We start from the raw sequence: 24,029 nt of genomic DNA, 5'->3' as shown, positions 1-24,029 counted from the left end.
CGAGATCGGCGGCGAGACCTATAAGGTAGAGCTCGTTTACGCCGATAACGAGTCGGATACGGCGAAGGCTGTTTCCGCAGCATCCAAGCTCGTTGCAGAGGGCGTATCCGTCGTCCTCGGCTCCTACGGTTCTTCCGTTGCAATAGCGGCATCCGATACCTTCAAGGAAGCCGGCATTCCCGCGATCGGCGTCACCTGCACCAACCCCCAGGTAACCGAGGGTAACGATCACTACTTCCGTATCTGCTTCCTCGATCCGTTCCAGGGCACCGTTCACGCAAACTTCGCAAAAGAGCAGCTGAAGGCTGACACCATCTACTGCCTGGGCGAGCTCGGCAACGACTATGACCAGGGCCTCATCAACTACTTCAAGAAGGCAGCGGAAGGTCTGGGCATGACCGTTTACACCGACTCCTTCCCCGAGCAGAACTCCGACTTCACCTCTTATCTGACCACCGCAAAGAATAAGGGCGCTGACGTCATCTTCGCTCCCTGCTCCATCAGCTACGCACAGCTCATCGTTGAGCAGGCTGCTGCCCAGGGCATCACCATGCCTCTGCTGGCCAGCGACACCTGGGACTCCAACGTGATCCTGGGCACTGCACAGAACAAGGATGTCTCCATCTATGTTACCACCTTCTACTCTGAGGGCGGCGACCCCGAGTTTGAGAAGGGCTTCAAGGAGTTCATCAACAGCGATCCCACCAACCTGTCCAACAACGGCGGCAACGACATCATCTCCGCTGTTTCCGTCATGGGCTATGACGCATACTTCACCGCTCTGGAAGCCCTGAAGAAGGCTGACTCTGCTGCACCTGCAGACGTTCTGAAGGCTCTGCCCAGCGTGACCTATGCAGACGGCATTGCTGGTGCGATCTCCTTCGGCGAGAATGGCGACGCAGACCGCGACACCGCTTACGTGAAGAAGGCCAACGTGAAGACCAACGCTTGGGACTTCGTCACCGTTCAGGGTGTTGAAAAGTAAGTGCGCTGTATAATCCGATACAGCCCCATTTTATGATCCAATCAGTTTGTGGCGGGGGCACTTTTGTGCTCCCGCCACACTTCTTGGTTTGGTTCGACAATCTTAGGCCTTTTGCGCGAGGATCCGCAATACCTGAGGGAGCGTATCAATGCGTTCCACAGGGTTCTTCCCGTGAAATGGATTTATACGCTCTAACCAAAGAGAGAGGGAGATGAGAGTATCATGTCTGAGTTTTTTTCTGCCAATCTGCCGTATCTGCTTTCCGGCATCTCGGTCGGCGGTCAGTATGCGCTGATCGCTATTGGCTACACGATGGTGTACGGTATTCTCCGGCTCATTAACTTTGCCCACGGCGATGTGTTTATGGTAGCCGGCCTTGTTATGGTGTACGCCACTGCGTCCCTTCCCATCTATGTGTCCATCATCCTGGTGATCGTTGTGACCGTTGCGTTGGGTATCCTGATCGAAAAGGTAGCCTATAAGCCCCTTCGTTCGGCGCCCCGTATGTCGGTCATGATCTCCGCTATCGGTGTGTCCTATCTGCTGCAGAACTGTGCCCTGTACTTTACCGGCGGTCTGCCCCAGATCTACCCTGCCATTCCCTTCCTGTCCAAGCAGGTGACCATTGGTTCGGCCACCACCAAGATGGTGACCATCATTACCCCTATTCTGACCATCGTACTGGTGGTCCTGCTGGTGCTCCTTATTAAGTACACCAAGGTGGGTATCGCCATGCGTGCGGTGTCCCGTGACTTTGAGACCAGTGAGCTCATGGGCATCAAAATCAATAACGTTATCAGCATGACGTTTTTGATCGGCTGTTTCCTGGCTGTGGTTGGTTCTCTTCTGTATTTCACCAACTACACCTCGGTGATTCCTACGTCCGGCGCCATGCCCGGACTGAAGGCCTTCGTTGCGGCGGTGTTCGGCGGCATTGGTTCTGTCCCCGGCGCAGTGATCGGCGCCTTTATCATCGGTATTTGTGAGAATATCATCAAGGGCCTGGGCTGGACTGCGTTTTCCGATGCTTTTACCTTCGTCCTGCTGATTGTCATCCTGCTGGTCAAGCCCGCCGGTATCTTCGGTGAAAAGGCAACGGATAAGGTGTGAGGTGCGAGCGATGGGAAAGAAATTAAAAACAGCTGCTCCCGAGCAAAAGGTAGGGAGCTTGATTGCAGTCGTGCTGCTTGTGGCGATGTATGTGTTCCTGTTCATGCTGGATAACGTTCTGGCGACCACATCCACCACCACGATGCTAATTGCGGTGCTGAAGAAGAGCGCCATTTACGCACTGGTGTGCGTTTCCATGAACCTGCTCAACGGCTTTACGGGACTGTTCTCTCTGGGCCAGGTGGGCTTTATGCTGATCGGTGCCTATGCCTACTCTATTTTCTCCATCCCTGCTGACCAGCACAATGCGGTGTATCAGTACTTTGATGGCGGCGCCATTCAGTTCTCCATTCCCGAAGTGATCGGGAACGCTCTGGGTGAGAACGCAGGTGCATTCATCGGTGCCGTGATCTGTATCATCATTGCGGGCCTGGTTTCTGCGGTGTTTGCTGCGCTCATTGGTATCCCGGTCCTCCGTCTGAAGAGTGACTACCTGGCCATTGCAACCCTGGGTTTTGCGGAGATCATCCGTGCGGTGTTCCAGTGGGATGGCCTGGGTGAGATCACCAACGGCTCTAACCTCCTGCGGAAGTACACCAACTTCCATGATATTAAAGTGCAGGTGGGCAACACCATTTTCCAGCTGGACACCGTTTTCCCCTTCCTGATCGCGACCATCAGCATTTTGATCATTGTTCTGCTGGTGAACTCCTCCTATGGCCGTGCGTTCAAGTCCATTCGTGACGACGAGGTGGCAGCAGAGGCTATGGGCGTGAACCTCTTTAAGCACAAGATGCTGTCCTTTGTGATCTCCAGCTTCTTTGCCGGTGTGGGCGGCGCTCTGCTGGCCATGTTCCAGACCACAGTGCAGGCAGCTCCCTTCCGCTCCTCCATGACCTATGAGATTCTGCTGATCGTGGTCATTGGCGGCATCGGCTCCATTTCCGGCAGCTGCATTGCAGCCTTCCTGTACATCTTCTGCTCCGAGTGGTGGCTGCGCTTCCTGGACAGTGGTTCCTTTATGGGTATGTCCGTGCCGTTCTTCCGGGATGGTTTCCGGAAGGTCGTCTTCTCCGTGGTCATCATGGTGATCGTGCTCTTCTTCTCCAGAGGCATTATGGGCGATAAGGAGCTATCGTTTGCGGGAACGATCCGGAAGATCCGGAATCGAAAGGCAAAGAAAGCGGCGGTTGCAGCCGGAAAGGAGGGCGATGAGAATGCGTGAACGGGAAAACGTCCTGCGGTTGGAAAACATAACCATGCAGTTCGGCGGCGTGGTAGCAGTGAACAATCTTTCCATGCAGGTAGACAAGGGTGAGATCGTTGCACTCATCGGCCCGAACGGCGCCGGAAAGACCACGGCGTTTAACGTGATCACCGGTGTGTATCAGCCCAGCAACGGCGAGGTGTTTTTTCAGGGCAAGGAGATGATCCGGAACCATCCTCGCGGAAAAATGACCAAGCTCTATAAGGGCGAGAACAAAGACCTGTACACAGGAAAGCACACGCTGAAGCCGACACCGGATCACATTACCAAGCTGGGGATCGCCAGAACCTTCCAGAACATCCGTTTGTGGAAGAGTATGACGGTGTTTGACAACGTCATTGTGGCAAAACACATGCGGGCAAAGCACAACGTGTTTTCCTCCACCTTCCGGACCAGCCGGAAGGAAGAGCACCGGATGCGGGAGGAAACGGAGGCTTTGCTGCGGGAGCAGGGGCTGTGGAGCCATAAGGATGAGCTGGCCACCAGCCTGCCCTATGGCCTGCAGCGCCGTCTGGAGATCGCCCGCGCACTGGCGACAGACCCCAAACTGCTGCTTCTGGACGAGCCTGCTGCGGGTATGAACCCTCAGGAGACTTTGGAGCTGGCAGAGTTTATCCATGACATTCGGGACAAGTACCAGCTGAGCATTCTGCTCATTGAGCACCATATGGACCTGGTCATGAATATTTCTGATCGAATTTATGTTCTGGACTTCGGCAGCCTGATCGCACAGGGCCTGCCCAAGGAGATCCAGAATAACCAACACGTGATTGATGCCTATCTGGGGGTGGTTGAAGATGAGTGAACCGATTCTCAGCATTCGTAATTTACAGGTGAATTATGGGGGGATCGAAGCAGTCAAAGGGATTTCCTTTGATGTGCCCGAAGGGGAGATCGTTACTCTGATCGGAGCGAACGGTGCAGGAAAGAGCTCGACCCTCCGTTCCATTTCTGGCCTGGTGAAGCCCAGAGGGGGCGAGATCCTGTTCCGAGGCGAGAACATTGCCGGCAAGAACCCCACCGAGATCGTCTCCAGGGGTATCACCCTGGTGCCGGAGGGAAGACGGATCTTCCCGGATCTGACGGTAAAAGAGAACCTGAAGGTAGGTGCCTACCTGAGAAAGGACGATATCACCGAAGACATGGAGTGGGTGTTCAACCTGTTTCCCCGTCTGCGGGAGAGAGAGTGGCAGGCGGGCGGTACCCTGTCTGGCGGCGAGCAGCAGATGCTGGCGGTTGGCCGTGCTCTCATGAGCCGTCCGAAGGTCATGATGATGGACGAACCTTCTCTTGGGCTGGCGCCTCTGGTGGTGCGGGAGATTTTCCGGATCATTGAAGAGGTCAACAAGAAGGGCGTTACCATTCTGCTCATTGAGCAGAACGCCAATATGGCGCTGAAGACTGCGCACATGGGCTACGTAATGGAGACCGGACGGATCACCCTGTCCGGTACTGGCAGAGAGCTGCTGGCCAACGAATCGGTGCGGGCAGCTTATCTGGGCACCTAAGGAAGACAGAAACAATGAGAAAGCCGGACGCATGGTATGTGCGTCCGGCTTTTGTTCAATATGGAACTTTTTAGAATTTTGACAAAATGTTTAGGATAGATAGGAAATGTATTCGTTTTGTGCTTGTATGGAAGAGGGAAGGGAGGAAAGGGTTTTTCTTGCAAGTTGCATTGCATAATTGTGCATGGAATATGGCGTAACAGCAAAGATTTCCCAAAAAAATGGGAAATATATGGGTCTGCTGATTCGTCGATGAAATTTATGAAAGAGTAAGTGGCATTTTAGGAATATCTTATAATTGACAAAAGTGTAAAGAAATCTTATACTAATGATAAGCAGCGGATTCAAAAGCATGATGGAAATATTCTGTTCCTCTTGCCCGGGAGGTTGACAGCGAATCCGTCTATTTTTTTATATACTTTTATGCAGATCCAGTGGATTTTGCGATAAAAGTATAGGGTGGGCACACGGCTTGTTTTCACGCAGGCCGTGGAAGCAACGTATGACTTGTTCTGTTTTTACTTGGTTTTTAGCCGCAGATGGCTTTCAAACGATCCCCGGACGGAGACGCTTTGTTTGGGGTAAGAAGGAGGAAAACTATGAAAGAAAGACCGGATACTCGCTGCTCCACCTGTGGCGCCGACGAGAAGGCATTGTACGATGCCGTTGCGGAGGTGATTGAGCAGTATAGAGAAAAGGAAGGCTCTCTGATCATGGTGCTCCATGCAGCCCAGGAAATTTTTGGATATCTTCCCATGGAACTGCAGGAGTTCATCGCGGATGGCATGGACCTTCCCTTGTCTGAGGTGAGCGGCGTAGTAAGCTTTTACTCGTTCTTCTCCACCCAGAAGCGGGGCAAGCATACGATTCGTATGTGCCAGGGTACTGCCTGCTATGTCAGAGGCGGCAAAAAGGTTGTAGACGCCATTAAGCAGGAACTGGACGTTGAGGTAGGCGGCACCACAGAGGATGGCCAGTTTACCTTTGAGATCGCGCGCTGTATCGGCGCCTGCGGTCTTGCACCTGCCATGATGGTGGATGACGATGTTTATAAGCAGGTGACCCCGGCAAAGCTGCGGGGTATCCTGACGCAGTATATGGACTTTCCTGAAGAACTGGCAGAAAGAGGTGCCGAAGCATGATTAAAAGTATTGCTGACCTTCAGCAAATGAAGGAAGCCTATCTGGAAAAGATGGGTCAATACAGCCACCTTTGCATGGTTTGCTACGGCACGGGCTGTATGTCCTCCGGTTGTAAGGACGTGCGGGATGCCATGGTGGATGAACTGGAAAAGGCCGGCCTGGGCGACAAGGTCGCCGTTATCGAAAGAGGCTGCATGGGCACCTGCGCAGTGGGCCCTGTGGTTTATGTTCTGCCAGATGAGACTTACTACACGGAGATGACGCCGGAGCGGGTCAAGGACGTGGTGCAGAAGCACTTCATCGGCGGAGAGCCTGTCAATGAATATACGTTCTATGACAGCATTCAGAAGAAGAGAGTTTCCAACATCCATGATGTGGCCTTCTTCCGGGATCAGGTCCGAATCGCCCTGCGTAACTGCGGTCTCATTGACGTGAACTGCATCAACAGCTATGTTTCCAAGGATGGTTATCTGGCCCTGGCCCAGATCCTGGAGCGCGGCGACCGTATGGCAGCCATTGAGGAGCTGAAGAAGTCCGGCCTTCGCGGCCGCGGCGGCGCCGGCTTCCCCACCGGTGTGAAGTGGGAAGCTGCATATCACGAGCCCGGCGAGGAAAAGTACATCATCTGTAACGCCGACGAAGGCGACCCCGGTGCATTTATGGACCGTTCCGTCTTTGAAGGCGACCCCCATAGCGTTATTGAAGGTATGCTGATCGGTGGTTATGCCATCGGCGCCAAGCACGGCGTGGTGTATATCCGTGCAGAGTATCCCATCGCAGTGGAGCGTCTGAGCGCTGCCCTGGAGATGGCCAGAGAAGAAGGGGTCCTGGGTAAGGATATCTTTGGCTCCGGCTTTGACTTTGACATTGAAATTCGCATCGGTGCCGGCGCATTCGTCTGCGGCGAGGAGACGGCCCTGATGGCATCCGTGGAAGGCCAGCGCGGCGAGCCCAGACAGAAGCCCCCCTTCCCCTTCCAGAGCGGTCTGTTTGGCAAGCCCACCATCATCAACAACGTGGAGACGCTGGCTACTGTACCCGCTATCATGCTCAACGGTGCGGACTGGTTCCGTCAGTTCGGTACGGAAAAGAGCCCCGGCACCAAGGTGTTTGCCCTGTCCGGTAACATCGTGAACACCGGCCTGGTGGAAGTGCCCATGGGCACCCCCCTGTCTGAGGTGATCTACTCCATCGGCGGTGGTATCCCCAACGGAAAGAAGTTCAAGTCTGCGCAGACGGGCGGTCCTTCCGGCGGCTGTATCACCGCAGAAAACATCAACACTCCCCTGGACTATGAATCCCTGGCAGCTCTGGGTTCCATCGTGGGTTCCGGCGGCCTCATCGTTATGGACGAGGACACCTGCATGGTGGATACCGCCCGGTTCTATCTGGACTTTATCCAGGAAGAGTCCTGCGGTAAGTGTACTGCCTGCCGTGTGGGCACCAAGCGGATGCTGGAGATCCTGAACCGGATCACTGAAGGTCAGGGTCAGCCCGGCGACATTGAGACCCTGGAGCACCTGGGTGCGATCATCAAGGACACCGCCATGTGCGGCCTGGGCCAGACCGCCCCCAACCCCGTGATCTCTACGCTGAAATATTTCCGGAAAGAATACGAAGAGCACATCATCGAGAAGCGATGTTCCGCTGGTGTCTGCGGCGACCTGGTTTCCAGCCCCTGTGAGAACACATGTCCCGCCGGCATCAACATTCCCGGTTACATGAGCCTCATCGCTACCGGCGATTATATGGGCGCTGCCCGCGTGATGCTGCGGGATAACCCCTTCTCCGGTATCTGCGGCCGTGTCTGTACCCATCCCTGTGAGAGCCGCTGCCGCCGCGGCAGCGTAGACGAAGCCATGAATATCTGCGAGCTCAAGCGGTTTGCCACCGACTGGGCTTACAGCCAGGGCTTCCCCAGCGACGAAGATTTCAAGCCGGTCGCCAAGCTGGATAAGAAGGTGGCCATCATTGGTGCAGGCCCCTCCGGTCTGACTTGCGCCTACTATCTGGCCCGCCTGGGCTATCAGGTGGACGTATTTGAAGCGGAAGACCGTCCCGGCGGTATTATGGCCTACGGTATTCCCGACTATCGTCTGCCGCAGAATATCATTGACGTGGAGATCGGCAACATCATGAAGACCGGTGTCAACATCATCCTGAACACCAAGGTGGGTGTGGACGTCTCCTTCCGTTCCCTGCAGAAGAACTATGATGCGGTCTTTATTGCCATCGGCGCACAGAAGACCCTGAAGCTGGGCATCCCCGGCGAAGATCTGGAAGGGGTCTATCATGGCCTGGACTTCCTGAAGCGGGTGATCCTGAAGAAGGACCTGAACTTCGCCGGCAAGAAGGTCGCTGTCATCGGCGGCGGCAACACCGCCATCGACTCCGCCCGTACCGCAGTGCGTCTGGGCGCCAAGGAAGTGGTCATGCTCTATCGTCGTACCGAAGAGGATATGCCCGCTGACAAGGTGGAGATCAAGGACGCCATCGAAGAGGGCGTGCAGATCCGCACCCTGGTGAACCCCACGGACTTCATTGGCATCGGCGGTAAGCTGAACAGCATCTGTATCATGAAGCAGAACCTGGGCCAGTTCGACAGCTCCGGCCGTCGTAAGGCAGTGCCCAGCGGGGAGAGCTACGTGGAAGAGTTTGACATTGCGATTCCCGCAATTTCTCAGACTCCGGATACCAAGATCTTTAAGGGTGGAATTCAGCTCAACGGCGACCGTGTGGTTGCTGATCGTTATACGCAGGCTACCTCCATTCCCGGCGTCTTTGTGGGCGGCGACGCACACCGTGGTCCGAAGGACATCGTAAACGCAGTCCATGAGGCAAAGGTGGCTGCTGCAGGCATTGACAAGTACCTGGGCGGCGAAGGCATCCTGGCGAAGGGCTTCGAGCAGGAGATCACCGATTATCATATCGAGGGTGATATCGTTCCCCACAACCGCTTCCTCACAAGACAGGTTGAGGCGGAGAAAGCAGTTGGCAGCTTCTGCGAGCGTAACCTTGGTATGCATGAGCTGGATGCTCGTGCGGAAGCAAGCCGTTGCCTGCGTTGTGACAGGAGGTAAGTGAAATGGCAGATATTAAACTCACGATCAACGGGAAAGAATGTACTGCGCCGGCCGGCAGCACGATCCTGCAGGCCGCAGAGCTCAACGGCATTCACATTCCTAAGCTGTGCTATCTGGAAGGTATCCATCAGTACGGCGCTTGCCGTATCTGCGTGGTAGAGCAGGTCAGCCCCCCTGCCAAGAACCTGCAGGCCTCCTGTATGGTGGAAGCCCGGGACGGCATGGTGATTGACACCAACAACGCCCGTGTGCAGGAAGCGCGGAAGACCATGTATGAGCTGCTGCTTTCCAACCACGATAAGAAATGTCTGACCTGCGCCAGAAACCAGGACTGCGAGTTCCAGGCTCTGGGCCGCGAGCTGGGTGTTGAGGATTCTCCCTACGAAGGAGAGCGGAACCTTCTGCCCATCGACGTCAGCGAATCCATCACCCGTGACCCCAACAAGTGCATTCTGTGCCGTCGCTGCATTAGCGTTTGTAAGAATATCCAGACCACTTCGATCCTCACCGCAGAGAACCGCGGCTTCCAGACCGTGGTGACCCCCGCCTTTGGCCTGCCCATGGGCAACACGGCCTGCACCTTCTGCGGACAGTGTGTGGTGGTATGTCCTGTGGGCGCACTGAGAGAGACCAGCCATAAGGACCGGGTCATCCGGGCCCTGAACGACCCCACCAAGCATGTGGTGGTCCAGCCTGCACCTTCCATTCGTGTGGGCATCGGCGAGTGCTTCGGCCTGCCCGCTGGCTCCTGTGAGACCGGCAAGCTGGCTGCTGCCCTGCATCGGATGGGCTTTGACGACGTGTTCGACACCAACTGGGGCGCCGACCTCACCATCATGGAAGAGGGCACCGAGTTCCTGGAGCGGTTCCGCTCTGTTCTCAGCGGCGGCAAGGCCACTCTGCCCATGATGACGTCCTGCTCTCCCGGTTGGATCCAGTTCATCGAGCACAACTATCCCGATCAGCTGGAGCATCTGTCCACCTGTAAGTCGCCCCATCAGATGTTTGGCGCTGTGCTGAAGAGCTACTATGCCAAGAAGATCGGCAAGAAGCCGGAGGACATGTATGTGGTGTCCGTCATGCCCTGTACCGCCAAGAAGACGGAGTGTGCCCGTCCTGAGATGAGCAACGACGGCGTGCCCAACGTGGACGCTGTTCTGACCACCAGAGAGTTGGGCGATATGATCAAGTCCATGGGCATCAACTTCCTGGCACTGCCGGACGAAGAATTTGACGCTCCTCTGGGCTTCTCCACCGGTGCGGCTGACATCTTCGGTGTCACCGGCGGCGTGATGGAAGCTGCTCTGCGTACCGTGTATGAGATCATCACCGGCCGTGAGCTGCCCTTCCCCAACCTGCACGTTTCTCCCATCGTGGGTCTGGAGCAGATCCGCGAGGCGACCATCAAGCTGGAGAACGTAAAGCCTGAGTGGAAGGCTGCGGAAGGCTTCGAGGTCAAGATCGCTGTCACCAGCGGCTACGCCGGCGCACGGAAGCTGATGGAACAGGTGAAGGCGGGGACCTCTCCCTATCACTTCATCGAGGTCATGGGATGTCCCGGCGGCTGCATCACCGGCGGTGGTCAGCCCAGACCCCAGGAAGACATCAACATCGTCCGCCAGAAGAGAATGGAAGCCATTTACGGCGAGGACGAGCGGAAGGTCGTCCGTAAGTCCCACGAGAACAAGTCCCTCATGGACTTCTACAAAGAGTGGGGCGGCCCCGGCTGCCATGCATCTCATGAGTACCTGCACACCCACTATGTCAAGCGGGGCAAGTACAATGAGCTGACCAACGAGAATTTCGTGGTCAATAAGTAAGCCCGGTGCGGTTCTAAGAACGGATACAAAAAAGCCCTCGGTATTCCAATGGATACCGAGGGCTTTCTATTTATGTTATGCTGTGGTTTCTCTGGGTCCTGTTTTTGCAACAAAGCTGACGTCGTTGCCCTGGATGGTACAGGTGATCTGTTGAAGATAGACAGATCCATCCTCTGTCCGGATGTGAAAAGAGATGGTTCCGTCTCCCAGATAGGTGAGCTGGAGCGGGTCGGCGGCGCGGGCCATGACACCGCACTGCTGATAGACCCCGTCCCGGCGAAGAAAGGCGGCGTTGACGCTGTCTCCGTCCTGGAACAGGACCACTCCCACACGGTCCGAGGCATGGTCCGGGGTGAGGATACAATCCAACACCACCCAAGACTCCTGTTTGCGCTGCGCAAACAGAGAGAGGACATCCTCCTTCGTTTCCGGGAGGGGTGCTTCTGTTGCGTCGGATGTCGTCGCCTTATCGGAATTCTCCGTGGAAGGAGAAGTGGGAGAGGATGTGCAGCCAAACAGCATGATAGCGAACCATAAGGAAAGAAGGAGAAGGGCGAAGGTTCGTTTCATAAGGCTTACCTCCATTCTGATAGAAAGGGGTTATTCCGTGGCTTCTTCTTCAGCAATTTCCTTTAAGAGTTTTTTATCTGCTTTGGAGGAGAGGTCTAACTTTTCATACATATCCGGCCGGCGGTCCCGGGTCCGGATGATGGCCTGCTTCCTCCGCCATTTGGCAATGTTGGCGTGATGGCCGGAAAGAAGGATGGGGGGAACTCGGCGGTCGTGCCAGACCTCAGGGCGAGAGTATTGGGGGTGCTCCAGCAGCCCGTCCCAGTGACTTTCGTCGGTAAAACATTCGGCGTCAGAGAGAACGCCGGGAACCAGACGGCAGACAGCATCTGCCAGAGCCATGGCAGGGATTTCACCGCCAGTGAGGACAAAGTCACCCAGGGAGATCTCCTCGTCCACGCATTCATCAATGAAGCGCTGGTCAATTCCCTCGTAGTGACCGCAGACCAGGATCAGCTGGTTGTAGTCCCGTTGGAGACGCTTGGCATCCTCCTGCTTAAAGACGGTCCCGGCAGGGGAGAGGTAGATGGTGTGAATGGGCTCCCCTGCCTGGTCACAGATGTGCTTCCAGCATTGGTAGAGGGGGTCAGCCTGCATTACAGCGCCATGACCGCCGCCATATGGGTAGTCGTCCACTTGTTTCTGCTTGTTCAGGGTGTAGTCCCGGATCTGGTGGCAGTCGATGCGAATGATATCCCGCTCCTGGGCTCGTCCCAGAATGGATTCGCAGAGCATGTCGCCCACCACATCAGGAAAGAGGGTCATAATGTGGATATGATACTGAAAGTCCATGGGTCACATCCCTTCGATGAGGCGGACCTTCAGGTAGCCTGCGTCCACGTTGGTCTCTACGATAAACTCCTCCACGGCGGGGATCATGTGTTCCCTTGCCCCGCCTTTAACCACATAGACATTGCTGGCGGGAGGGGTCAAAATATCTGCGATCTTGCCCAGGGTCTCGCCGGTGTCTGCGTCGATCACGTCCAGCCCCATCAGGTCGGCCAAGAAGAAGGCGCCCTCTTCCAGGGTCACGTCTTCCCGGTCGATGTGAACCACTTTGTTGCGGAGCTTCATGGCGTCGTTGATGGAGTCGATGCCATGAAGCTTTGCCAGAACGCAGTTTTTGTGGACCCGGGCGGAGCGGAGTGTAACGGGCTGGCCGTCAATATAGAGAGTGTCAAAATCCAGCAGGAACTCGGGCTCATCGGCCCAGGGCATGATTTTCACTTCTCCGGCGATGCCGTGGGTGTTCACGATGATGCCTGCTTCTAAAAAACGATCTTTCAAGGGGAACCCTCCTTAAAAAGGAAAAATGGCGGACGCAGTAAAGCGCCGCCACTTTTTAATCCATAATTTCGACGGAAACCTTCTTGCCCTGGCGCTGGGCGACAGAGCGCATCAGTGTGCGGATTTCCTTGGCAATACGACCCTGACGGCCAATCACCTTTCCCATGTCGCTGGGATCAACGCGGAGTTCGAGCACAACATTACCGTCCGTTTCCGTCTCCTTTACGTCCACGGCCTGGGGATGTTCCACCAGATTTTGGGCGATATAAGTGAGCAAGTCCTTCATGTGCCCTCCAAATCAGATGGCGTTGGCCTTTTTCAGCAGAGCCTTCACGGTTTCGGTGGGCTGAGCGCCAGTCTTGATCCAAGCCTGAGCGCGTTCTGCGTCTACCTTCAGGGCAGCGGGCTCCTGCAGAGGATCATAGGTGCCGATTTCTTCAATGAAGCGGCCGTTACGGGGATACCGGGAGTCGGCAACCACGATACGATAGAAGGGGTTTTTCTTGGAGCCCATTCTGCGAAGTCTGATCTTAACCATGTTCGTTTCACCTCCAAATATTTTACATGCTATCTATGGAACCGTACATACGGAAACCAACCGAATCAGTTAAAAGGGGAGACCGGGCAGACCACCGGGGAATTTGCCGAACTTGCCTTTCCGGCGCTTTCCAGCCAGCTTGGACATCTGCTTGGTCATTTGCTGCATCATACCAAACTCCTTGAGCAGGCGGTTGACATCCACCACCTGAAGACCACAGCCGGCAGCAATTCGTTTCTTCCGGCTGCTGTTGAGAATGGCGGGGTTTTCCCGCTCCTGGGGTGTCATAGAGAGGATGATGGCTTCGGTGCGGGAGAGCGCCTTTTCGTTGATAGAGGCCCCTTCCAGCGCTTTAGAATTGATGCCGGGCATCATACTCAGAAGTTCATCCATGGAACCCATCCCTTTGATCTGGATCAGCTGGTCGTAGTAATCCTGCAAAGTGAAGCGGTTCTTCTTCAGTTTTTCTGCCAGCTCCTGGGCTTTTTGTATGTCGAACTGCTGTTCGGCTTTTTCGATCAGGGTGAGCATATCACCCATGCCCAGAATACGGGAGGACATGCGATCGGGGTGGAATACCTCGATGTTATCCAGCTTTTCTCCCATGCCCACAAACTTGATGGGCTTGCCGGTCACGGCCTTGATGGAGAGGGCAGCACCGCCCCGGGCGTCGCCGTCCAGCTTGGTGAGGACCACGCCGTCAATATCCAGGGCGTCGTCAAAGGCCTTGGCGGCGTTCACAGCGTCCTGGCCGATCATGGCGTCTACCACCAGGAGGATCTCGCTGGGATTCACGGCCTCTTTGATGGATTGCAGCTCCTGCATCAGGGCTTCGTCCACGTGGAGACGTCCGGCGGTGTCCAGGAACACCATGTTGTTGCCGTGCTGCTTGGCGTGGGCGATGGCTTCCTTTGCGATGGTCACCGGGTTTTCCTGGCCCATCTGGAAGACAGGGATGTTGAGCTGCTTGCCCACCACTTCCAGCTGCTGGATAGCGGCGGGACGATAGATGTCGCAGGCGGCCAGCAGGGGACGCTTTCCATTCTGCTTGCGCATGAGTCCGGCCAGCTTTGCTGCGTTGGTGGTTTTACCGGCGCCCTGGAGACCTACCATCATGACTACGGTGGGAGGCTGCGAGGCGATGGTGATTTTGGAACTGCCTCCACCCATGAGGTCGATGAGTTCCTGGTTCACGATTTTGACAATCGCCTGGGCAGGGGTGAGGCTTTCCAGCACTTCTGCGCCGACGGCTTTTTCCGTGACCCCTTTGATAAAGTCCTTGACGACTTTGTAACTGACGTCGGCTTCCAGCAGGGCCAGGCGAATCTCTCGCATGGCTTCTTTCACGTCGGCTTCGGTCAGACGGCCCTTGTTCCGCAGTTTTTTAAACGCGGAGGAGAGTTTTTCGGTTAAACCTTCAAATGCCATGGAATCAATCCCTCCCCAGGTCGTCGATGGCGCTGTACAGTTTGGAACACAGGTCAGAAACTTCGCTGTCCCGCAGCCTGGAGTCATTCAGGCTCTGGAGCTGATCGCAGAGGCTGCGCAGGGTGGCGGTGGTCGCTCTGGTGCGGTGATACCGCTTGATGAGCCCGGTTTTTTCCTCAATGTCTTCCAATGTCTTTTCGGCCCGAACGATGATATCCCGAACACCCTGACGGGTGATGTCGTAATTCTCGGCGATTTCTGCCAGAGAGAGGTCATCGTTGTAGTACAGGTCGTAGAACTCTTTCTGCCGTTTGGTCAGGAGGTCGCCATAGAAGTCATAGAGCATGGTCATCCGATAGGCTTGATTTTTCATCCGATACCCTCCTATGTGCGGCGTGTAAAGTTAATTTCCTTTACAACATTGATTATCCTACCGTATCCGGAGAAATTTGTCAAGAGGAAATTGTATGAAAATTGGACGATTGGACAGGATTTCCTTGGAGGATACCGTGCTCTTTCCCTTTTTAAAAGAGTATGGTACAATAGGGGCCAGACCAAGCAATGGAAAAGGAGGGATCCTATGCTCCCTGTGACAGAACGTGAGCTTGCACCCGGCGTGACCTTGCGGATGGTGCAAACGAAAAAATTCAAAACGTCCCTGCTGTCGGTGACGTTTTTAGAGCCGCTTTCCCAGGAGACAGCGTCGCTGAACGCGCTGCTGCCCAAAGTCCTTCGCCGGGGTACTGCTGCCCACCCGGATATGGAGCAGCTGTCTGCCGCTTTGGATGATATGTACGGTGGTGGGATTGAACCCATTGTCCGAAAGAAAGGGGAAGTGCAGTGCATTGGCTTCTGGGGCAGTTTTCTGGATGATGCCTTTGTGCCGGAATCGTCCCAGGTATTGGAGTCGGCGGCCAACCTGTTAGGGGAAATCGTCCTGGCTCCTGCCGGGGGTGGGAACGGATTTCTCCCGGCCTATGTAGAAAGTGAAAAAGAGAATTTGATCCATCGCATTCGCAGTGAGGTCAATGATAAACTGCAGTATTCTCTCTCCCGTCTGCGCAGCCTCATGTGTGAAGAGGAAGCCTATGGAGTGAGCAAACTGGGGACAGAGGAGCAGGTGCAGGCCATTACCGGAGCGTCGCTGTATGCCCGGTACCAGGCCCTGCTGAGCAGCGCGCCGGTCTCCCTCTACTATTGTGGTTCGGCGGAGCCTGACCGGGTAGAAAAGGCCTTTCGTGCAGCCTTTCAGGGGCTGCCCCAGGGGAACCGTCGACCGGTCCCGGAGACGCAGGTGGTTGCGGAGCCCACGGCTGATGTCCGCCGCTTTGCAGATTCCATGGATGTGACCCAGGGGAAGCTCATTATGGGTTTTCGGACCGGGGGCGGCTTCCGGAGCAAGGAAGACGTGGCCTGCGGGATGCTCTTAAACGGAATTTTTGGTGGGACCACCAACTCCAAGCTCTTTTTAAATGTAAGAGAAAAATTGTCCCTCTGCTATTTTGCCAGCTCTTCTCTGGCCTTGAGCAAGGGCATGATGGTGGTCTATTCCGGCGTGGAGTTTCAGAACTTCCAGAAGGCGGAGGATGAGATTTTGGCCCAGCTGGCAGCGTGTCAGAAGGGAGAGATCACCCAGGAAGAGTGGGAAACCGCGCGTCGTTCTGCCGTGGGGAGCCTGCGGGCCTCTCTGGATGCCCAGGGACGTCTGGAAGAATATTGGCTCAATCGGTGTGTCACAGGAACCGCCTTTACCCCGGAGGAACTGGCAGAAGCAGTGGAAGGGATCTCTCTGGACCGGATCGTAGAGCAGGCCCGGAAGATTCGCCTGGACAGTGTATATCGGCTGAACGGAAAGGAGGGATAACGATGGTCAAGCATACCTATGAAACCCTGGGGGAGACCTTGTTTGAGGAGACCCTGGAGAACGGTTTGCGGGTGTATGTCTTCCCCAAGCCGGAGTTTGGAAAATGCTTTGCGTTTTTTGCCACCCGCTACGGCGGGATGGACACTCGCTTCCAGCTGGGGGGCCAGTGGCTGGACACCCCCATGGGCATCGCCCACTACCTGGAGCATAAAATGTTCGACACCCCGGACGGAAATGCCTTGCAGAAGCTGTCTGCCACCGGTGCCTCTCCCAACGCCTTTACCAGCACGGCCATTACGGGGTATCATTTTGAGTGTACCGATCGGTTCTATGAAAACCTGCGTATCCTTTTGGAGTTTGTGTCGGTCCCTTACTTTACGGAAGAGAGCGTGGAGAAGGAACAGGGGATCATTGGTCAGGAGATCCGCATGATCGAGGACAACCCCAGCTGGCAGGTCTACCACATGCTGCTGGAAGCGTTGTACCAACATCATCCGGTCCGCAATTCGGTGGCGGGTTCGGTGGAGTCCATCCGAGAGATTACGGCACAGACGTTGTACCACTGCCACGAGGCGTTCTATACCCCCTCTAACATGGTTCTGTGTGTGGCAGGTAACGTGGACCCGGAACAGGTCTGCGCCATGGCCCGGGAAATCCTGCCCAAAGAGAAGAAGACCCCTATTCCTCGGGACTGCGGTCAGCAGGAGCCCGAAGAAGTGTTCCAGCGGGAGACCAGCCGGGAAATGGCAGTGTCCGCACCGTTGGTACAGCTGGGGATCAAGGTACAGCCTGCCCAGGACGGCGCGGCTCAGTTCCGGCAGCGTCTGTTGGGGGATCTGGCTTGCGAAGCGTGGGCTGGGCATTCCAGTCCCCTGTATCGTCGCCTGTACGAGGAAGGCCTGATAGACAGCAACTTCTATCTGGGGTATATGGACTATCCTGGCTGTGCCTTCCTGGTGGCAGACGGGGAGTGTAAGGAGCCGGAAAAGCTGCGGGATATCCTGCTGGAGGAAGGGGCCCGATTGGGCCGGGAGGGCATCGACGAGGGGCTCTTCCGTCGGCTGAAGAAGGCAGCCTACGGCAACTATGTCCGGGCACTGAACTCGTTTGAGACCCTCTGCGTAGAGCAGGCGAAGGGATATTTCAGTGATCAGGCGCCCTGGTCGTTCCCGGAGGTGTATGAGACCATCACTCGTCAGGACGCAGAGGCGTTTTTGCGCCGCTGGATTCGTCCCGAGCAGGCAGCCCTGGCGGTCATCCGGCCCGGAGGGAAGGCACAATGAACACAGTGACCTTTCCGGGGCTTGGCCTGACCTTTCATCTGAACCGTGTGGCTTTTTCCATTGGCGATTTTTCCGTCTATTGGTATGGCGTTATCATTGCAGCGGGATTCTTCCTGGCAGCCTGCTTCGGGCTGACCCAGGGGAAGAAGTTCGGCATTACGTCGGACGATTTCCTGGACACCCTGCTGCTGGCCGCTCCCGGTGGGATCATCGGGGCGCGGCTGTACTACATTATTTTTTATTCCGAGCTGTATCGGAAGCCGGATGGCAGCCTGGACTTGCTGGCCTGTCTGGATATCCACAAGGGAGGGCTGGCCATTTACGGCGGCATCATCGCCGGGACCATCATCGCTTTTCTGGTGGCCAGACATAAGAAGATCTCCTTTCTCGCCCTGGCAGACCTGTGTGCGTTCTGCCTGCTCATCGGGCAGATCGCCGGTCGATGGGGGAACTTTGTGAACGTAGAGGCCTACGGCGGGCCCACGACTCTGCCCTGGCGGATGGGGATCAAAACGGTGGTGGACGGCACGGTCCAGTATATGGAGGTGCACCCGACCTTCCTGTATGAGTCGGTGTGGAACCTTGTTGGGTTCCTGCTGCTGCTGTGGGTGGTCAAGAAGAACCTCCGAATGTTTGACGGGATGATTTTCCTCCTGTATGTTACCTGGTATGGATTTGGCCGGGGACTCATTGAAGGACTCCGAACCGACAGCCTGTATTTCTTTTCCACAGGGATTCGGACCTCTCAAATGCTGGGATTCGTGAGCTGCGCAGTGGCGTTGGTGCTGCTGGTTTGGAAGCTTCGGACCCATCCCAACCGGGAGGAACTGTATGTGAATCAAAAAGCAAAGCAAAGAGAGGAGCAGTAACGATGGCAGGAATGATTTTAGACGGGAAAGCCCTGGCGGCGAAATGCAAGGAAGCGGTCAAGAAAGAGGCAGAATCTCTGGCAAGAAAGCCCGGCCTTGCGGTGATCATTGTGGGAAATAATCCCGCCAGCCGCGTATATGTGAACAGCAAACGGAAAGACTGCGAAGAGTGCGGCTTCCTCAGCGAGGAGTATGCCCTGCCGGAAGAGACTACCCAGGAAGAACTGGTGGCACTGGTGGAGAAACTCAACCAGCGGGAAGACATTGACGGGATTCTGTGCCAGCTTCCCCTGCCAGAGGGGATCAATGAGGAAGCAGTTCTGATGGCGATCTCTCCGGATAAGGACGTAGATGGATTCCACCCCATGAACATGGGTGCTCTGCTGGTAGGGAAAGAGGGCTTCTTGCCCTGCACCCCCTATGGTATTATGGAGATCCTGGCCGAGTACGGCATTGATCCCAAGGGGAAGCAGTGCGTGGTAGTGGGCCGTTCCAATATCGTGGGCAAGCCTATGGCGCTTCTGCTTCTGCAAAAGCACGGCACGGTGACCATCTGCCACTCCAGAACGGCCAATCTGGCGGAGGTCTGCCGGAGCGCTGACATCCTTGTGGCTGCGGTAGGCAAGGTGGACCTGGTCACTGCCGATATGGTGAAGCCCGGCGCCGTTGTGATCGACGTGGCCATGAACCGCAACGAGGCAGGCAAGCTCTGCGGAGACGTGGACTATGCAGCAGTCCGTGAGGTGGCTTCGGCCATCACCCCGGTGCCCGGCGGTGTGGGGCCCATGACCCGGGCTATGCTCATGAAGAACACCCTGCTGGCAGCCCGGAAGCACCAGGGACAGTAAGCGGGAGAAGACAAGAAAAGCTTGCCCGCTCATATGGGATATGGTATAATCCATAAGATAGGAAACAGATACGATCCTGTTAATCAACGGAGGATAACAAGATGAGTGAAATCAGAGAATATTATTCCCGCAGCGAAGAGCATGGCGATGTATACATCTCTGAGGAAGTGCTGGAGATGATCGCCGGTGCGGCTGCGCTGGAAGTGGAAGGTGTGACCGGACTGGCTGGCAGCACTGTCAGTGAGCAGATCCTGGGACGGAAAAAGCTGACCAAGGGGATCAGCATCCTCTGGGAGTCCGATAATATCACCATTAACGTGTCGATTCAGATTCGATATGGCAGCATCATTCCCGACGTTGCACAGAAGGTGCAGGAAGCTGTGATCGCCAGCGTTGAGGCCACCAGCGGCCTTCACGTGGCAGCGGTGAACGTTCGCGTGGGCGGCGTTACCTTTGACAAGCCCGAGGAATAAAAGATCGAACCGGGAAAGGCCCGCAGCGCATTACGCTGCGGGCCTCCTTTTGCCATGGAAAAAGTTTTGACAAATCGTAAGGAGAGACTTCCTTTTTTGTATATTCGTGTATATAATGAAAATGTATGACGTTACATTCATGAGAACAGGCGGCAGGAAATCCGCCGCCTTTGGAGGAACCAGATTATGACCAGAACATCTGCACGAGAGATTGCCATTCATTGCTCCTATGCCTTTGGTTTTTCGAATCAGACAGCGGATCAGTTCCTTGAGGAACGAATGGATCGAGAGAACTTCCTGCGGTGGGGAGAAGAGACCGGATTATATCGGGAGTATCCCAACGAAAAGCAGATTCAATACATCAAAGAAGTGGTACGGGGCGTTGCGGTGCACGGACCTGAACTGGACCAGTACATTGCCCAGCACTCCAAGAACTGGAGCTTTGCCCGGATCCCACGGACAGCGGCGGCCATCATGCGGGTGGCTATGTATGAGATTTTATATATGCCCTCGATTCCCGCAGCGGCTTCCATCAACGACGCCGTAGAGATCGCCAAGAAGTACGAGGAGGAGAAAGTGGTCTCGTTTATCAACGGCATTCTGGGCGCCTTTGTCCGGGAGGAGTTCCCGGAGCTGACCTCTGCCCCGGCCAAGGAAGAAGAGGAGGCCTGAACATGGCTGTGGTCCTTGGATTTGATACCAGCAACTATACCACTTCGGTGGCCTGGTTTGACGGAGAGCGGGGAGACAACGCAGGAAAGCTGCTGGAGGTCCCGGAAGGGTCCCTGGGGCTTCGCCAGAGCGAGGCGTTGTTCCAGCATGTGAAGCGTCTGCCTGACATGATGGCGCAGCTGCGGCAGGACGGACTTCCCGGGCTGCCGGTGGCAGTGGGCGCCAGCACAAGGCCGAGAGAGGTGGAAGGGTCCTACATGCCCTGCTTTTTGGCAGGGGAGTCCCAGGGGAAAAGTATGGCGACGCTCCTGGGGGTGCCCTTTTATGCCTGCTCCCATCAGCAGGGGCATATCGCAGCGGCGGCATGGTCTGCCGGCCGGATGGACCTGCTGGACCGGCCTCATCTGGTGTGGCATCTGTCGGGGGGGACCACGGAGCTCCTCTACGTAGAGCCCCATGGGGTGATGGTACAAGCCCATTGCATCGGCGGGACCTCAGATATCTCAGCAGGACAGCTGATCGACCGGACGGGAAAACGGCTGGGACTTGCCTTCCCGGCAGGAAAGGCGGTGGATGCCCTGTCTCTGCAAGCGGACAAGCGGGAAAGTTTTCGTGTGAAGGTGACGAACAGTACCTTTTCTTTTTCCGGTGTGGAAAATAAAATGAATGGGCTGGCGGAGGCTGGCTGGCCGGCAGCAGACATCTGCTGGTATGTGCTTCACTCTGTGATCCGGGGCGTTGAGACCGCCACAAAGCAGGCGCTGGAACAATATCCGGGCCTTCCGGTCCTCTGTGCCGGGGGTGTTGCCTCCAACCAGCTGTTGCGGGAAACTATGATAAAAGCCTGCGGCGCTGTGTTTGCTGCGCCCCGGTTTTCTACAGACAATGCCATGGGCGCAGCCGTTTTGGCCTGGCGCTTACATCATAAGGAAGAACGGTTATGACCGAGCCTATTTCTGTTACCGCGCTCAATCAGTATATCAAGCAGTTGCTTGACCGGGACCGCCTGCTGGGACAGGTTCTGGTGCGTGGTGAAATTTCAAACTACAAAGTGTATCCCTCCGGACACCACTATTTTTCCCTGAAGGATGCGGAAGGCAGCGTTCGCTGCGTCATGTTCCGCCGGGAGGCAATGTCCCTGCGGTTTCGACCGGAAAACGGCATGAAAGTGATCGCAGCCGGACGAGTGTCGGTCTTTCCCAGGGACGGCGCCTACCAGCTCTATTGCAGCAAGTTGGTGCCTGACGGAGTGGGGGAACTGGCCTTTGCCTTTGAGCAGCTGAAAAACCGGTTGTATCGGGAGGGGCTCTTTGACCCTGCTCATAAAAAGCCGATTCCAGCGTTCCCCCGGACTGTGGCGTTGGTGACCTCTCCGGCCGGCGCGGCGGTGCGGGATATGATCCGCATTTTGGGCGCCCGGTACCCCCTGGCCCAGGTGCTGGTGGTGCCCGTTCGTGTGCAGGGGGAAGAGGCGCCGGGAGAGATTTGCCAGGCACTGGATCTGCTGAACGCCTGGGGAAACCCTGACCTGATCATTCTGGGCCGGGGCGGCGGCTCCATGGAGGACCTATGGGCCTTTAACGACGAAGAGGTGGCTCGGGCGATCTACCGCTCGTCGATCCCTATTATTTCGGCGGTGGGCCATGAGCCGGATGTGACCATTGCGGACTTTGTGGCAGACCTTCGGGCCTCTACGCCATCCAATGGTGCGGAGCTGGCAGTACCAAATCAGGAAGATCTCCGGGATACGTTAGCCCATTGGGCCTCCCGGATGGACCGGGGGATCGAGCGGGAGATCCAGCGGCGCCGGGACCGCCTGGCGCGTCTGGGCAGCAGTCCCTTCTTGCAGTCTCCCCTGCGTACGATCCAGGAGAAGCGCCTGCTGCTGGACTATTATGCACAGCGCCTGGACGGCGGGATCAAACGGACGATGGAGACCAGCCGGCATCGGGTGGGACAGGTGGCTGCCTCTCTGGATGCGCTGAGTCCTTTTAAGGTGTTGGGCCGTGGATACGCCATTGCCCAGACCCAAGAGGGCGGGGTGCTGTCTTCAGTTGGACAGGTGGAAGTGGGAGAGGATCTTCAGGTCCGGCTGTCTGACGGTATCATTACCTGTACCGCAACGGGAAAGGAGAAAAACCAATGGCGGAAAAAAAGTTGACCTTTGAGCAGGCCATGAAGCGGCTGGAGGAGATCGTTGCCCAGCTGGAGGCAGGGGAGCAGCCGTTGGAGGAGTCCCTTGCTCTCTATGAGGAAGGTGCCAAACTCATGAAGCAGTGTACTGGCCTTTTGGATAAAGCAGAACAGAAAGTGCGGAAGCTGCACACCAGCGAAACGGGAGAACTGGTGGAGAATCCTTTCCTCCCGAAGGAGTGAGAACCATGGAATTTGCAAAGCAGCTGAAAGAAGACCAGCAGTGCATTGAGCAGGCCCTGAGGGACTATGCAGCAGCCTGGCCATCGTATGGTGCCCTGCAGGAGGCGATGGCATACAGCCTTTTGGCGGGGGGAAAACGGATTCGTCCTGTTTTGACTCTGGAAGTCTGCCGGATGCTGGGCGGCCAGCCGGAAGATGCGCTGGCCTTTGCCTGCGGGCTGGAAATGATCCATACCTATTCCCTCATCCATGATGATCTACCTTGTATGGATGATGACGACTTCCGGCGGGGAAAGCCCACCAACCATAAGGTTTATGGCGAGGCCACGGCTGTTTTGGCAGGAGATGGCCTTTTGACGGCGGCGTTTTCCACCCTGGCGCAGGCCACCTTGACGCCGGAACAGATCACCCGTGGGGTTGCCTGTCTGGCCCGGGCGGCTGGCCCGGCGGGCATGGTAGGCGGTCAGATCCTGGACCTGGACGGGGAAGGGAAGGCGCTGACCTACGAGGAGATCATTACGATCGAGAAGCTGAAAACAGGCTGTATGATCGAGGCGGCTGCCCGGCTGGGGGCGATCGCTGCCAACGCATCCCCGGAAGCGGAAGAGGACGTTGCAGACTACGCCAGAAAGATCGGACTGGCCTTCCAGATGAGAGATGATCTTCTGGATGTGATGGGGGATGAACAGGCTTTGGGTAAGCCTGTTGGTTCAGACCAGGCCAATGAAAAATCTACATTTGTTAAGTTAAAGGGCATCGAGGGCTGTCAGCGTGAAATTCAGGACCTGACAGACCAGGCGATTGCCAGTTTGTCCCGGTTCTCCTGCCGTGCATTTTTGTGCGACCTGGCCCGTATGCTGGCTGGGCGGAACCAGTGACGCGGAAACGTAGGGAGACCGAAGGAGG

The 24,029-nt window shown here is 56.1% G+C and carries 25 protein-coding genes; 18 read left to right on the top strand and 7 right to left on the bottom strand.

Annotated elements, in window-relative coordinates:
* From SOR61_RS01370 to SOR61_RS01335, 8 genes are all read left to right on the top strand, one after another.
* On the top strand, nucleotides 1-985 hold a 985-nt coding region (locus tag SOR61_RS01370), incomplete at its 5' end, for an ABC transporter substrate-binding protein (protein WP_320610906.1).
* Between the two features lie 222 nt (nucleotides 986-1,207).
* Nucleotides 1,208-2,095: a branched-chain amino acid ABC transporter permease gene (locus SOR61_RS01365; protein WP_320610905.1), complete on the top strand. Its 888-nt coding sequence runs from the start codon at nucleotides 1,208-1,210 to the stop codon at nucleotides 2,093-2,095.
* 10 nt (nucleotides 2,096-2,105) lie between these two features.
* Entirely contained in the window at nucleotides 2,106-3,320 is a 1,215-nt protein-coding gene (locus SOR61_RS01360) for a branched-chain amino acid ABC transporter permease (RefSeq protein WP_320610904.1), read from the top strand.
* Nucleotides 3,307-4,167, top strand: coding sequence for an ABC transporter ATP-binding protein (locus SOR61_RS01355; RefSeq protein WP_407066488.1), 861 nt, complete (start codon nucleotides 3,307-3,309; stop codon nucleotides 4,165-4,167). Before SOR61_RS01360 ends, SOR61_RS01355 begins: the two co-directional genes overlap by 14 nt.
* Before the next feature lie 4 nt (nucleotides 4,168-4,171).
* Nucleotides 4,172-4,870: an ABC transporter ATP-binding protein gene (locus SOR61_RS01350; RefSeq protein ID WP_320610908.1), complete on the top strand. Its 699-nt coding sequence runs from the start codon at nucleotides 4,172-4,174 to the stop codon at nucleotides 4,868-4,870.
* Nucleotides 4,871-5,469: 599 nt separating this feature from the next.
* On the top strand, nucleotides 5,470-6,012 hold the full coding sequence (locus tag SOR61_RS01345; RefSeq protein WP_320610902.1) for an NAD(P)H-dependent oxidoreductase subunit E: 543 nt from the start codon (nucleotides 5,470-5,472) through the stop codon (nucleotides 6,010-6,012).
* Nucleotides 6,009-9,092: an FAD-dependent oxidoreductase gene (locus tag SOR61_RS01340; RefSeq protein WP_320610901.1), complete on the top strand. Its 3,084-nt coding sequence runs from the start codon at nucleotides 6,009-6,011 to the stop codon at nucleotides 9,090-9,092. Before SOR61_RS01345 ends, SOR61_RS01340 begins: the two co-directional genes overlap by 4 nt.
* Nucleotides 9,093-9,097: 5 nt before the next feature.
* Nucleotides 9,098-10,915 (top strand): NADH-dependent [FeFe] hydrogenase, group A6, encoded by a 1,818-nt coding sequence (locus SOR61_RS01335; RefSeq protein WP_320610900.1) that lies wholly within the window; start codon nucleotides 9,098-9,100, stop codon nucleotides 10,913-10,915.
* A gap of 75 nt (nucleotides 10,916-10,990) precedes the next feature.
* On the opposite strand, the gene SOR61_RS01330 is transcribed toward SOR61_RS01335, so the two are convergent.
* The 7 genes from SOR61_RS01330 to ylxM form a co-directional block, all read right to left on the bottom strand.
* Nucleotides 10,991-11,485 carry a hypothetical protein gene (locus tag SOR61_RS01330; RefSeq protein ID WP_320610899.1) on the bottom strand — a complete coding sequence of 165 codons (495 nt, stop codon included), beginning with the start codon at nucleotides 11,483-11,485 and terminating at the stop codon, nucleotides 10,991-10,993.
* A gap of 30 nt (nucleotides 11,486-11,515) precedes the next feature.
* Nucleotides 11,516-12,277 carry a tRNA (guanosine(37)-N1)-methyltransferase TrmD gene (trmD, locus tag SOR61_RS01325; RefSeq protein WP_320610898.1) on the bottom strand — a complete coding sequence of 254 codons (762 nt, stop codon included), beginning with the start codon at nucleotides 12,275-12,277 and terminating at the stop codon, nucleotides 11,516-11,518.
* 3 nt (nucleotides 12,278-12,280) lie between these two features.
* Complete coding sequence (gene rimM / locus SOR61_RS01320; protein WP_320610897.1) at nucleotides 12,281-12,772, bottom strand: ribosome maturation factor RimM; 492 nt, start codon at nucleotides 12,770-12,772, stop codon at nucleotides 12,281-12,283.
* Nucleotides 12,773-12,827: 55 nt separating this feature from the next.
* Nucleotides 12,828-13,058 (bottom strand): KH domain-containing protein, encoded by a 231-nt coding sequence (locus tag SOR61_RS01315; protein ID WP_320610896.1) that lies wholly within the window; start codon nucleotides 13,056-13,058, stop codon nucleotides 12,828-12,830.
* 12 nt (nucleotides 13,059-13,070) lie between these two features.
* Nucleotides 13,071-13,310, bottom strand: coding sequence for a 30S ribosomal protein S16 (gene rpsP, locus SOR61_RS01310; protein WP_320610895.1), 240 nt, complete (start codon nucleotides 13,308-13,310; stop codon nucleotides 13,071-13,073).
* Between the two features lie 69 nt (nucleotides 13,311-13,379).
* Nucleotides 13,380-14,738, bottom strand: coding sequence for a signal recognition particle protein (ffh, locus tag SOR61_RS01305; RefSeq protein ID WP_320610894.1), 1,359 nt, complete (start codon nucleotides 14,736-14,738; stop codon nucleotides 13,380-13,382).
* Between the two features lie 4 nt (nucleotides 14,739-14,742).
* A complete protein-coding gene (ylxM, locus tag SOR61_RS01300) occupies nucleotides 14,743-15,111 on the bottom strand; it encodes a YlxM family DNA-binding protein (protein ID WP_320610893.1) in 369 nt (122 codons plus the stop codon).
* 207 nt (nucleotides 15,112-15,318) lie between these two features.
* Here ylxM and yfmF point away from each other — a divergent pair, with 207 nt between their 5' ends.
* The 10 genes from yfmF to SOR61_RS01250 all read left to right on the top strand — a co-directional run bounded on the left by yfmF (nucleotide 15,319) and on the right by SOR61_RS01250 (nucleotide 24,001).
* Nucleotides 15,319-16,602, top strand: a complete 1,284-nt coding sequence (gene yfmF / locus SOR61_RS01295) for an EF-P 5-aminopentanol modification-associated protein YfmF (RefSeq protein ID WP_320610892.1) — start codon at nucleotides 15,319-15,321, stop codon at nucleotides 16,600-16,602.
* Between the two features lie 2 nt (nucleotides 16,603-16,604).
* Nucleotides 16,605-17,885: an EF-P 5-aminopentanol modification-associated protein YfmH gene (gene yfmH / locus SOR61_RS01290; RefSeq protein ID WP_320610891.1), complete on the top strand. Its 1,281-nt coding sequence runs from the start codon at nucleotides 16,605-16,607 to the stop codon at nucleotides 17,883-17,885.
* Nucleotides 17,882-18,754, top strand: a complete 873-nt coding sequence (gene lgt / locus SOR61_RS01285) for a prolipoprotein diacylglyceryl transferase (protein ID WP_320610890.1) — start codon at nucleotides 17,882-17,884, stop codon at nucleotides 18,752-18,754. The genes yfmH and lgt overlap by 4 nt, the downstream gene beginning before the upstream one ends.
* Nucleotides 18,755-18,756: 2 nt before the next feature.
* Nucleotides 18,757-19,602 carry a bifunctional methylenetetrahydrofolate dehydrogenase/methenyltetrahydrofolate cyclohydrolase FolD gene (gene folD, locus SOR61_RS01280; protein ID WP_320610889.1) on the top strand — a complete coding sequence of 282 codons (846 nt, stop codon included), beginning with the start codon at nucleotides 18,757-18,759 and terminating at the stop codon, nucleotides 19,600-19,602.
* A gap of 101 nt (nucleotides 19,603-19,703) precedes the next feature.
* The gene (locus SOR61_RS01275; RefSeq protein WP_320610888.1) at nucleotides 19,704-20,075 is read left to right on the top strand and encodes an Asp23/Gls24 family envelope stress response protein; all 372 of its coding nucleotides are present in this window, start codon (nucleotides 19,704-19,706) and stop codon (nucleotides 20,073-20,075) included.
* A 186-nt stretch (nucleotides 20,076-20,261) separates the two neighbouring features.
* A complete protein-coding gene (gene nusB, locus SOR61_RS01270) occupies nucleotides 20,262-20,747 on the top strand; it encodes a transcription antitermination factor NusB (protein WP_320610887.1) in 486 nt (161 codons plus the stop codon).
* 2 nt (nucleotides 20,748-20,749) lie between these two features.
* Nucleotides 20,750-21,691 carry a DNA-binding protein gene (locus SOR61_RS01265; RefSeq protein ID WP_320610886.1) on the top strand — a complete coding sequence of 314 codons (942 nt, stop codon included), beginning with the start codon at nucleotides 20,750-20,752 and terminating at the stop codon, nucleotides 21,689-21,691.
* On the top strand, nucleotides 21,688-22,908 hold the full coding sequence (gene xseA, locus SOR61_RS01260; protein ID WP_320610885.1) for an exodeoxyribonuclease VII large subunit: 1,221 nt from the start codon (nucleotides 21,688-21,690) through the stop codon (nucleotides 22,906-22,908). The genes SOR61_RS01265 and xseA overlap by 4 nt, the downstream gene beginning before the upstream one ends.
* A complete protein-coding gene (gene xseB / locus SOR61_RS01255) occupies nucleotides 22,890-23,123 on the top strand; it encodes an exodeoxyribonuclease VII small subunit (RefSeq protein ID WP_320610884.1) in 234 nt (77 codons plus the stop codon). Before xseA ends, xseB begins: the two co-directional genes overlap by 19 nt.
* Before the next feature lie 5 nt (nucleotides 23,124-23,128).
* Nucleotides 23,129-24,001, top strand: a complete 873-nt coding sequence (locus SOR61_RS01250) for a farnesyl diphosphate synthase (RefSeq protein WP_320610883.1) — start codon at nucleotides 23,129-23,131, stop codon at nucleotides 23,999-24,001.
* The last annotated feature ends 28 nt before the right edge of the window (nucleotides 24,002-24,029 follow it).

Source organism: Evtepia sp. (genome assembly GCF_034090835.1).
Classification (GTDB): Bacteria; Bacillota; Clostridia; order Oscillospirales; family Oscillospiraceae; genus Evtepia.
Note: the sequence above shows the minus strand (reverse complement) of the source record. Positions and strands in the feature narration are given on the sequence as shown.

What these genes read in the sequence shown, in the direction of transcription:
- SOR61_RS01365 (WP_320610905.1), top strand. Translation starts at nt 1,208, where the DNA reads ATGTCTGAGTTTTTTTCTGCCAATCTGCCGTATCTGCTTTCCGGCATC.
- SOR61_RS01360 (WP_320610904.1), top strand. Translation starts at nt 2,106, where the DNA reads ATGGGAAAGAAATTAAAAACAGCTGCTCCCGAGCAAAAGGTAGGGAGC.
- SOR61_RS01355 (WP_407066488.1), top strand. Translation starts at nt 3,307, where the DNA reads ATGAGAATGCGTGAACGGGAAAACGTCCTGCGGTTGGAAAACATAACC.
- SOR61_RS01345 (WP_320610902.1), top strand. Translation starts at nt 5,470, where the DNA reads ATGAAAGAAAGACCGGATACTCGCTGCTCCACCTGTGGCGCCGACGAG.
- SOR61_RS01340 (WP_320610901.1), top strand. Translation starts at nt 6,009, where the DNA reads ATGATTAAAAGTATTGCTGACCTTCAGCAAATGAAGGAAGCCTATCTG.
- SOR61_RS01335 (WP_320610900.1), top strand. Translation starts at nt 9,098, where the DNA reads ATGGCAGATATTAAACTCACGATCAACGGGAAAGAATGTACTGCGCCG.
- SOR61_RS01330 (WP_320610899.1), bottom strand. Translation starts at nt 11,485, where the DNA reads ATGAAACGAACCTTCGCCCTTCTCCTTCTTTCCTTATGGTTCGCTATC.
- trmD (WP_320610898.1), bottom strand. Translation starts at nt 12,277, where the DNA reads ATGGACTTTCAGTATCATATCCACATTATGACCCTCTTTCCTGATGTG.
- SOR61_RS01315 (WP_320610896.1), bottom strand. Translation starts at nt 13,058, where the DNA reads ATGAAGGACTTGCTCACTTATATCGCCCAAAATCTGGTGGAACATCCC.
- rpsP (WP_320610895.1), bottom strand. Translation starts at nt 13,310, where the DNA reads ATGGTTAAGATCAGACTTCGCAGAATGGGCTCCAAGAAAAACCCCTTC.
- ffh (WP_320610894.1), bottom strand. Translation starts at nt 14,738, where the DNA reads ATGGCATTTGAAGGTTTAACCGAAAAACTCTCCTCCGCGTTTAAAAAA.
- ylxM (WP_320610893.1), bottom strand. Translation starts at nt 15,111, where the DNA reads ATGAAAAATCAAGCCTATCGGATGACCATGCTCTATGACTTCTATGGC.
- yfmF (WP_320610892.1), top strand. Translation starts at nt 15,319, where the DNA reads ATGCTCCCTGTGACAGAACGTGAGCTTGCACCCGGCGTGACCTTGCGG.
- yfmH (WP_320610891.1), top strand. Translation starts at nt 16,605, where the DNA reads ATGGTCAAGCATACCTATGAAACCCTGGGGGAGACCTTGTTTGAGGAG.
- lgt (WP_320610890.1), top strand. Translation starts at nt 17,882, where the DNA reads ATGAACACAGTGACCTTTCCGGGGCTTGGCCTGACCTTTCATCTGAAC.
- folD (WP_320610889.1), top strand. Translation starts at nt 18,757, where the DNA reads ATGGCAGGAATGATTTTAGACGGGAAAGCCCTGGCGGCGAAATGCAAG.
- SOR61_RS01275 (WP_320610888.1), top strand. Translation starts at nt 19,704, where the DNA reads ATGAGTGAAATCAGAGAATATTATTCCCGCAGCGAAGAGCATGGCGAT.
- nusB (WP_320610887.1), top strand. Translation starts at nt 20,262, where the DNA reads ATGACCAGAACATCTGCACGAGAGATTGCCATTCATTGCTCCTATGCC.
- SOR61_RS01265 (WP_320610886.1), top strand. Translation starts at nt 20,750, where the DNA reads ATGGCTGTGGTCCTTGGATTTGATACCAGCAACTATACCACTTCGGTG.
- xseA (WP_320610885.1), top strand. Translation starts at nt 21,688, where the DNA reads ATGACCGAGCCTATTTCTGTTACCGCGCTCAATCAGTATATCAAGCAG.
- xseB (WP_320610884.1), top strand. Translation starts at nt 22,890, where the DNA reads ATGGCGGAAAAAAAGTTGACCTTTGAGCAGGCCATGAAGCGGCTGGAG.
- SOR61_RS01250 (WP_320610883.1), top strand. Translation starts at nt 23,129, where the DNA reads ATGGAATTTGCAAAGCAGCTGAAAGAAGACCAGCAGTGCATTGAGCAG.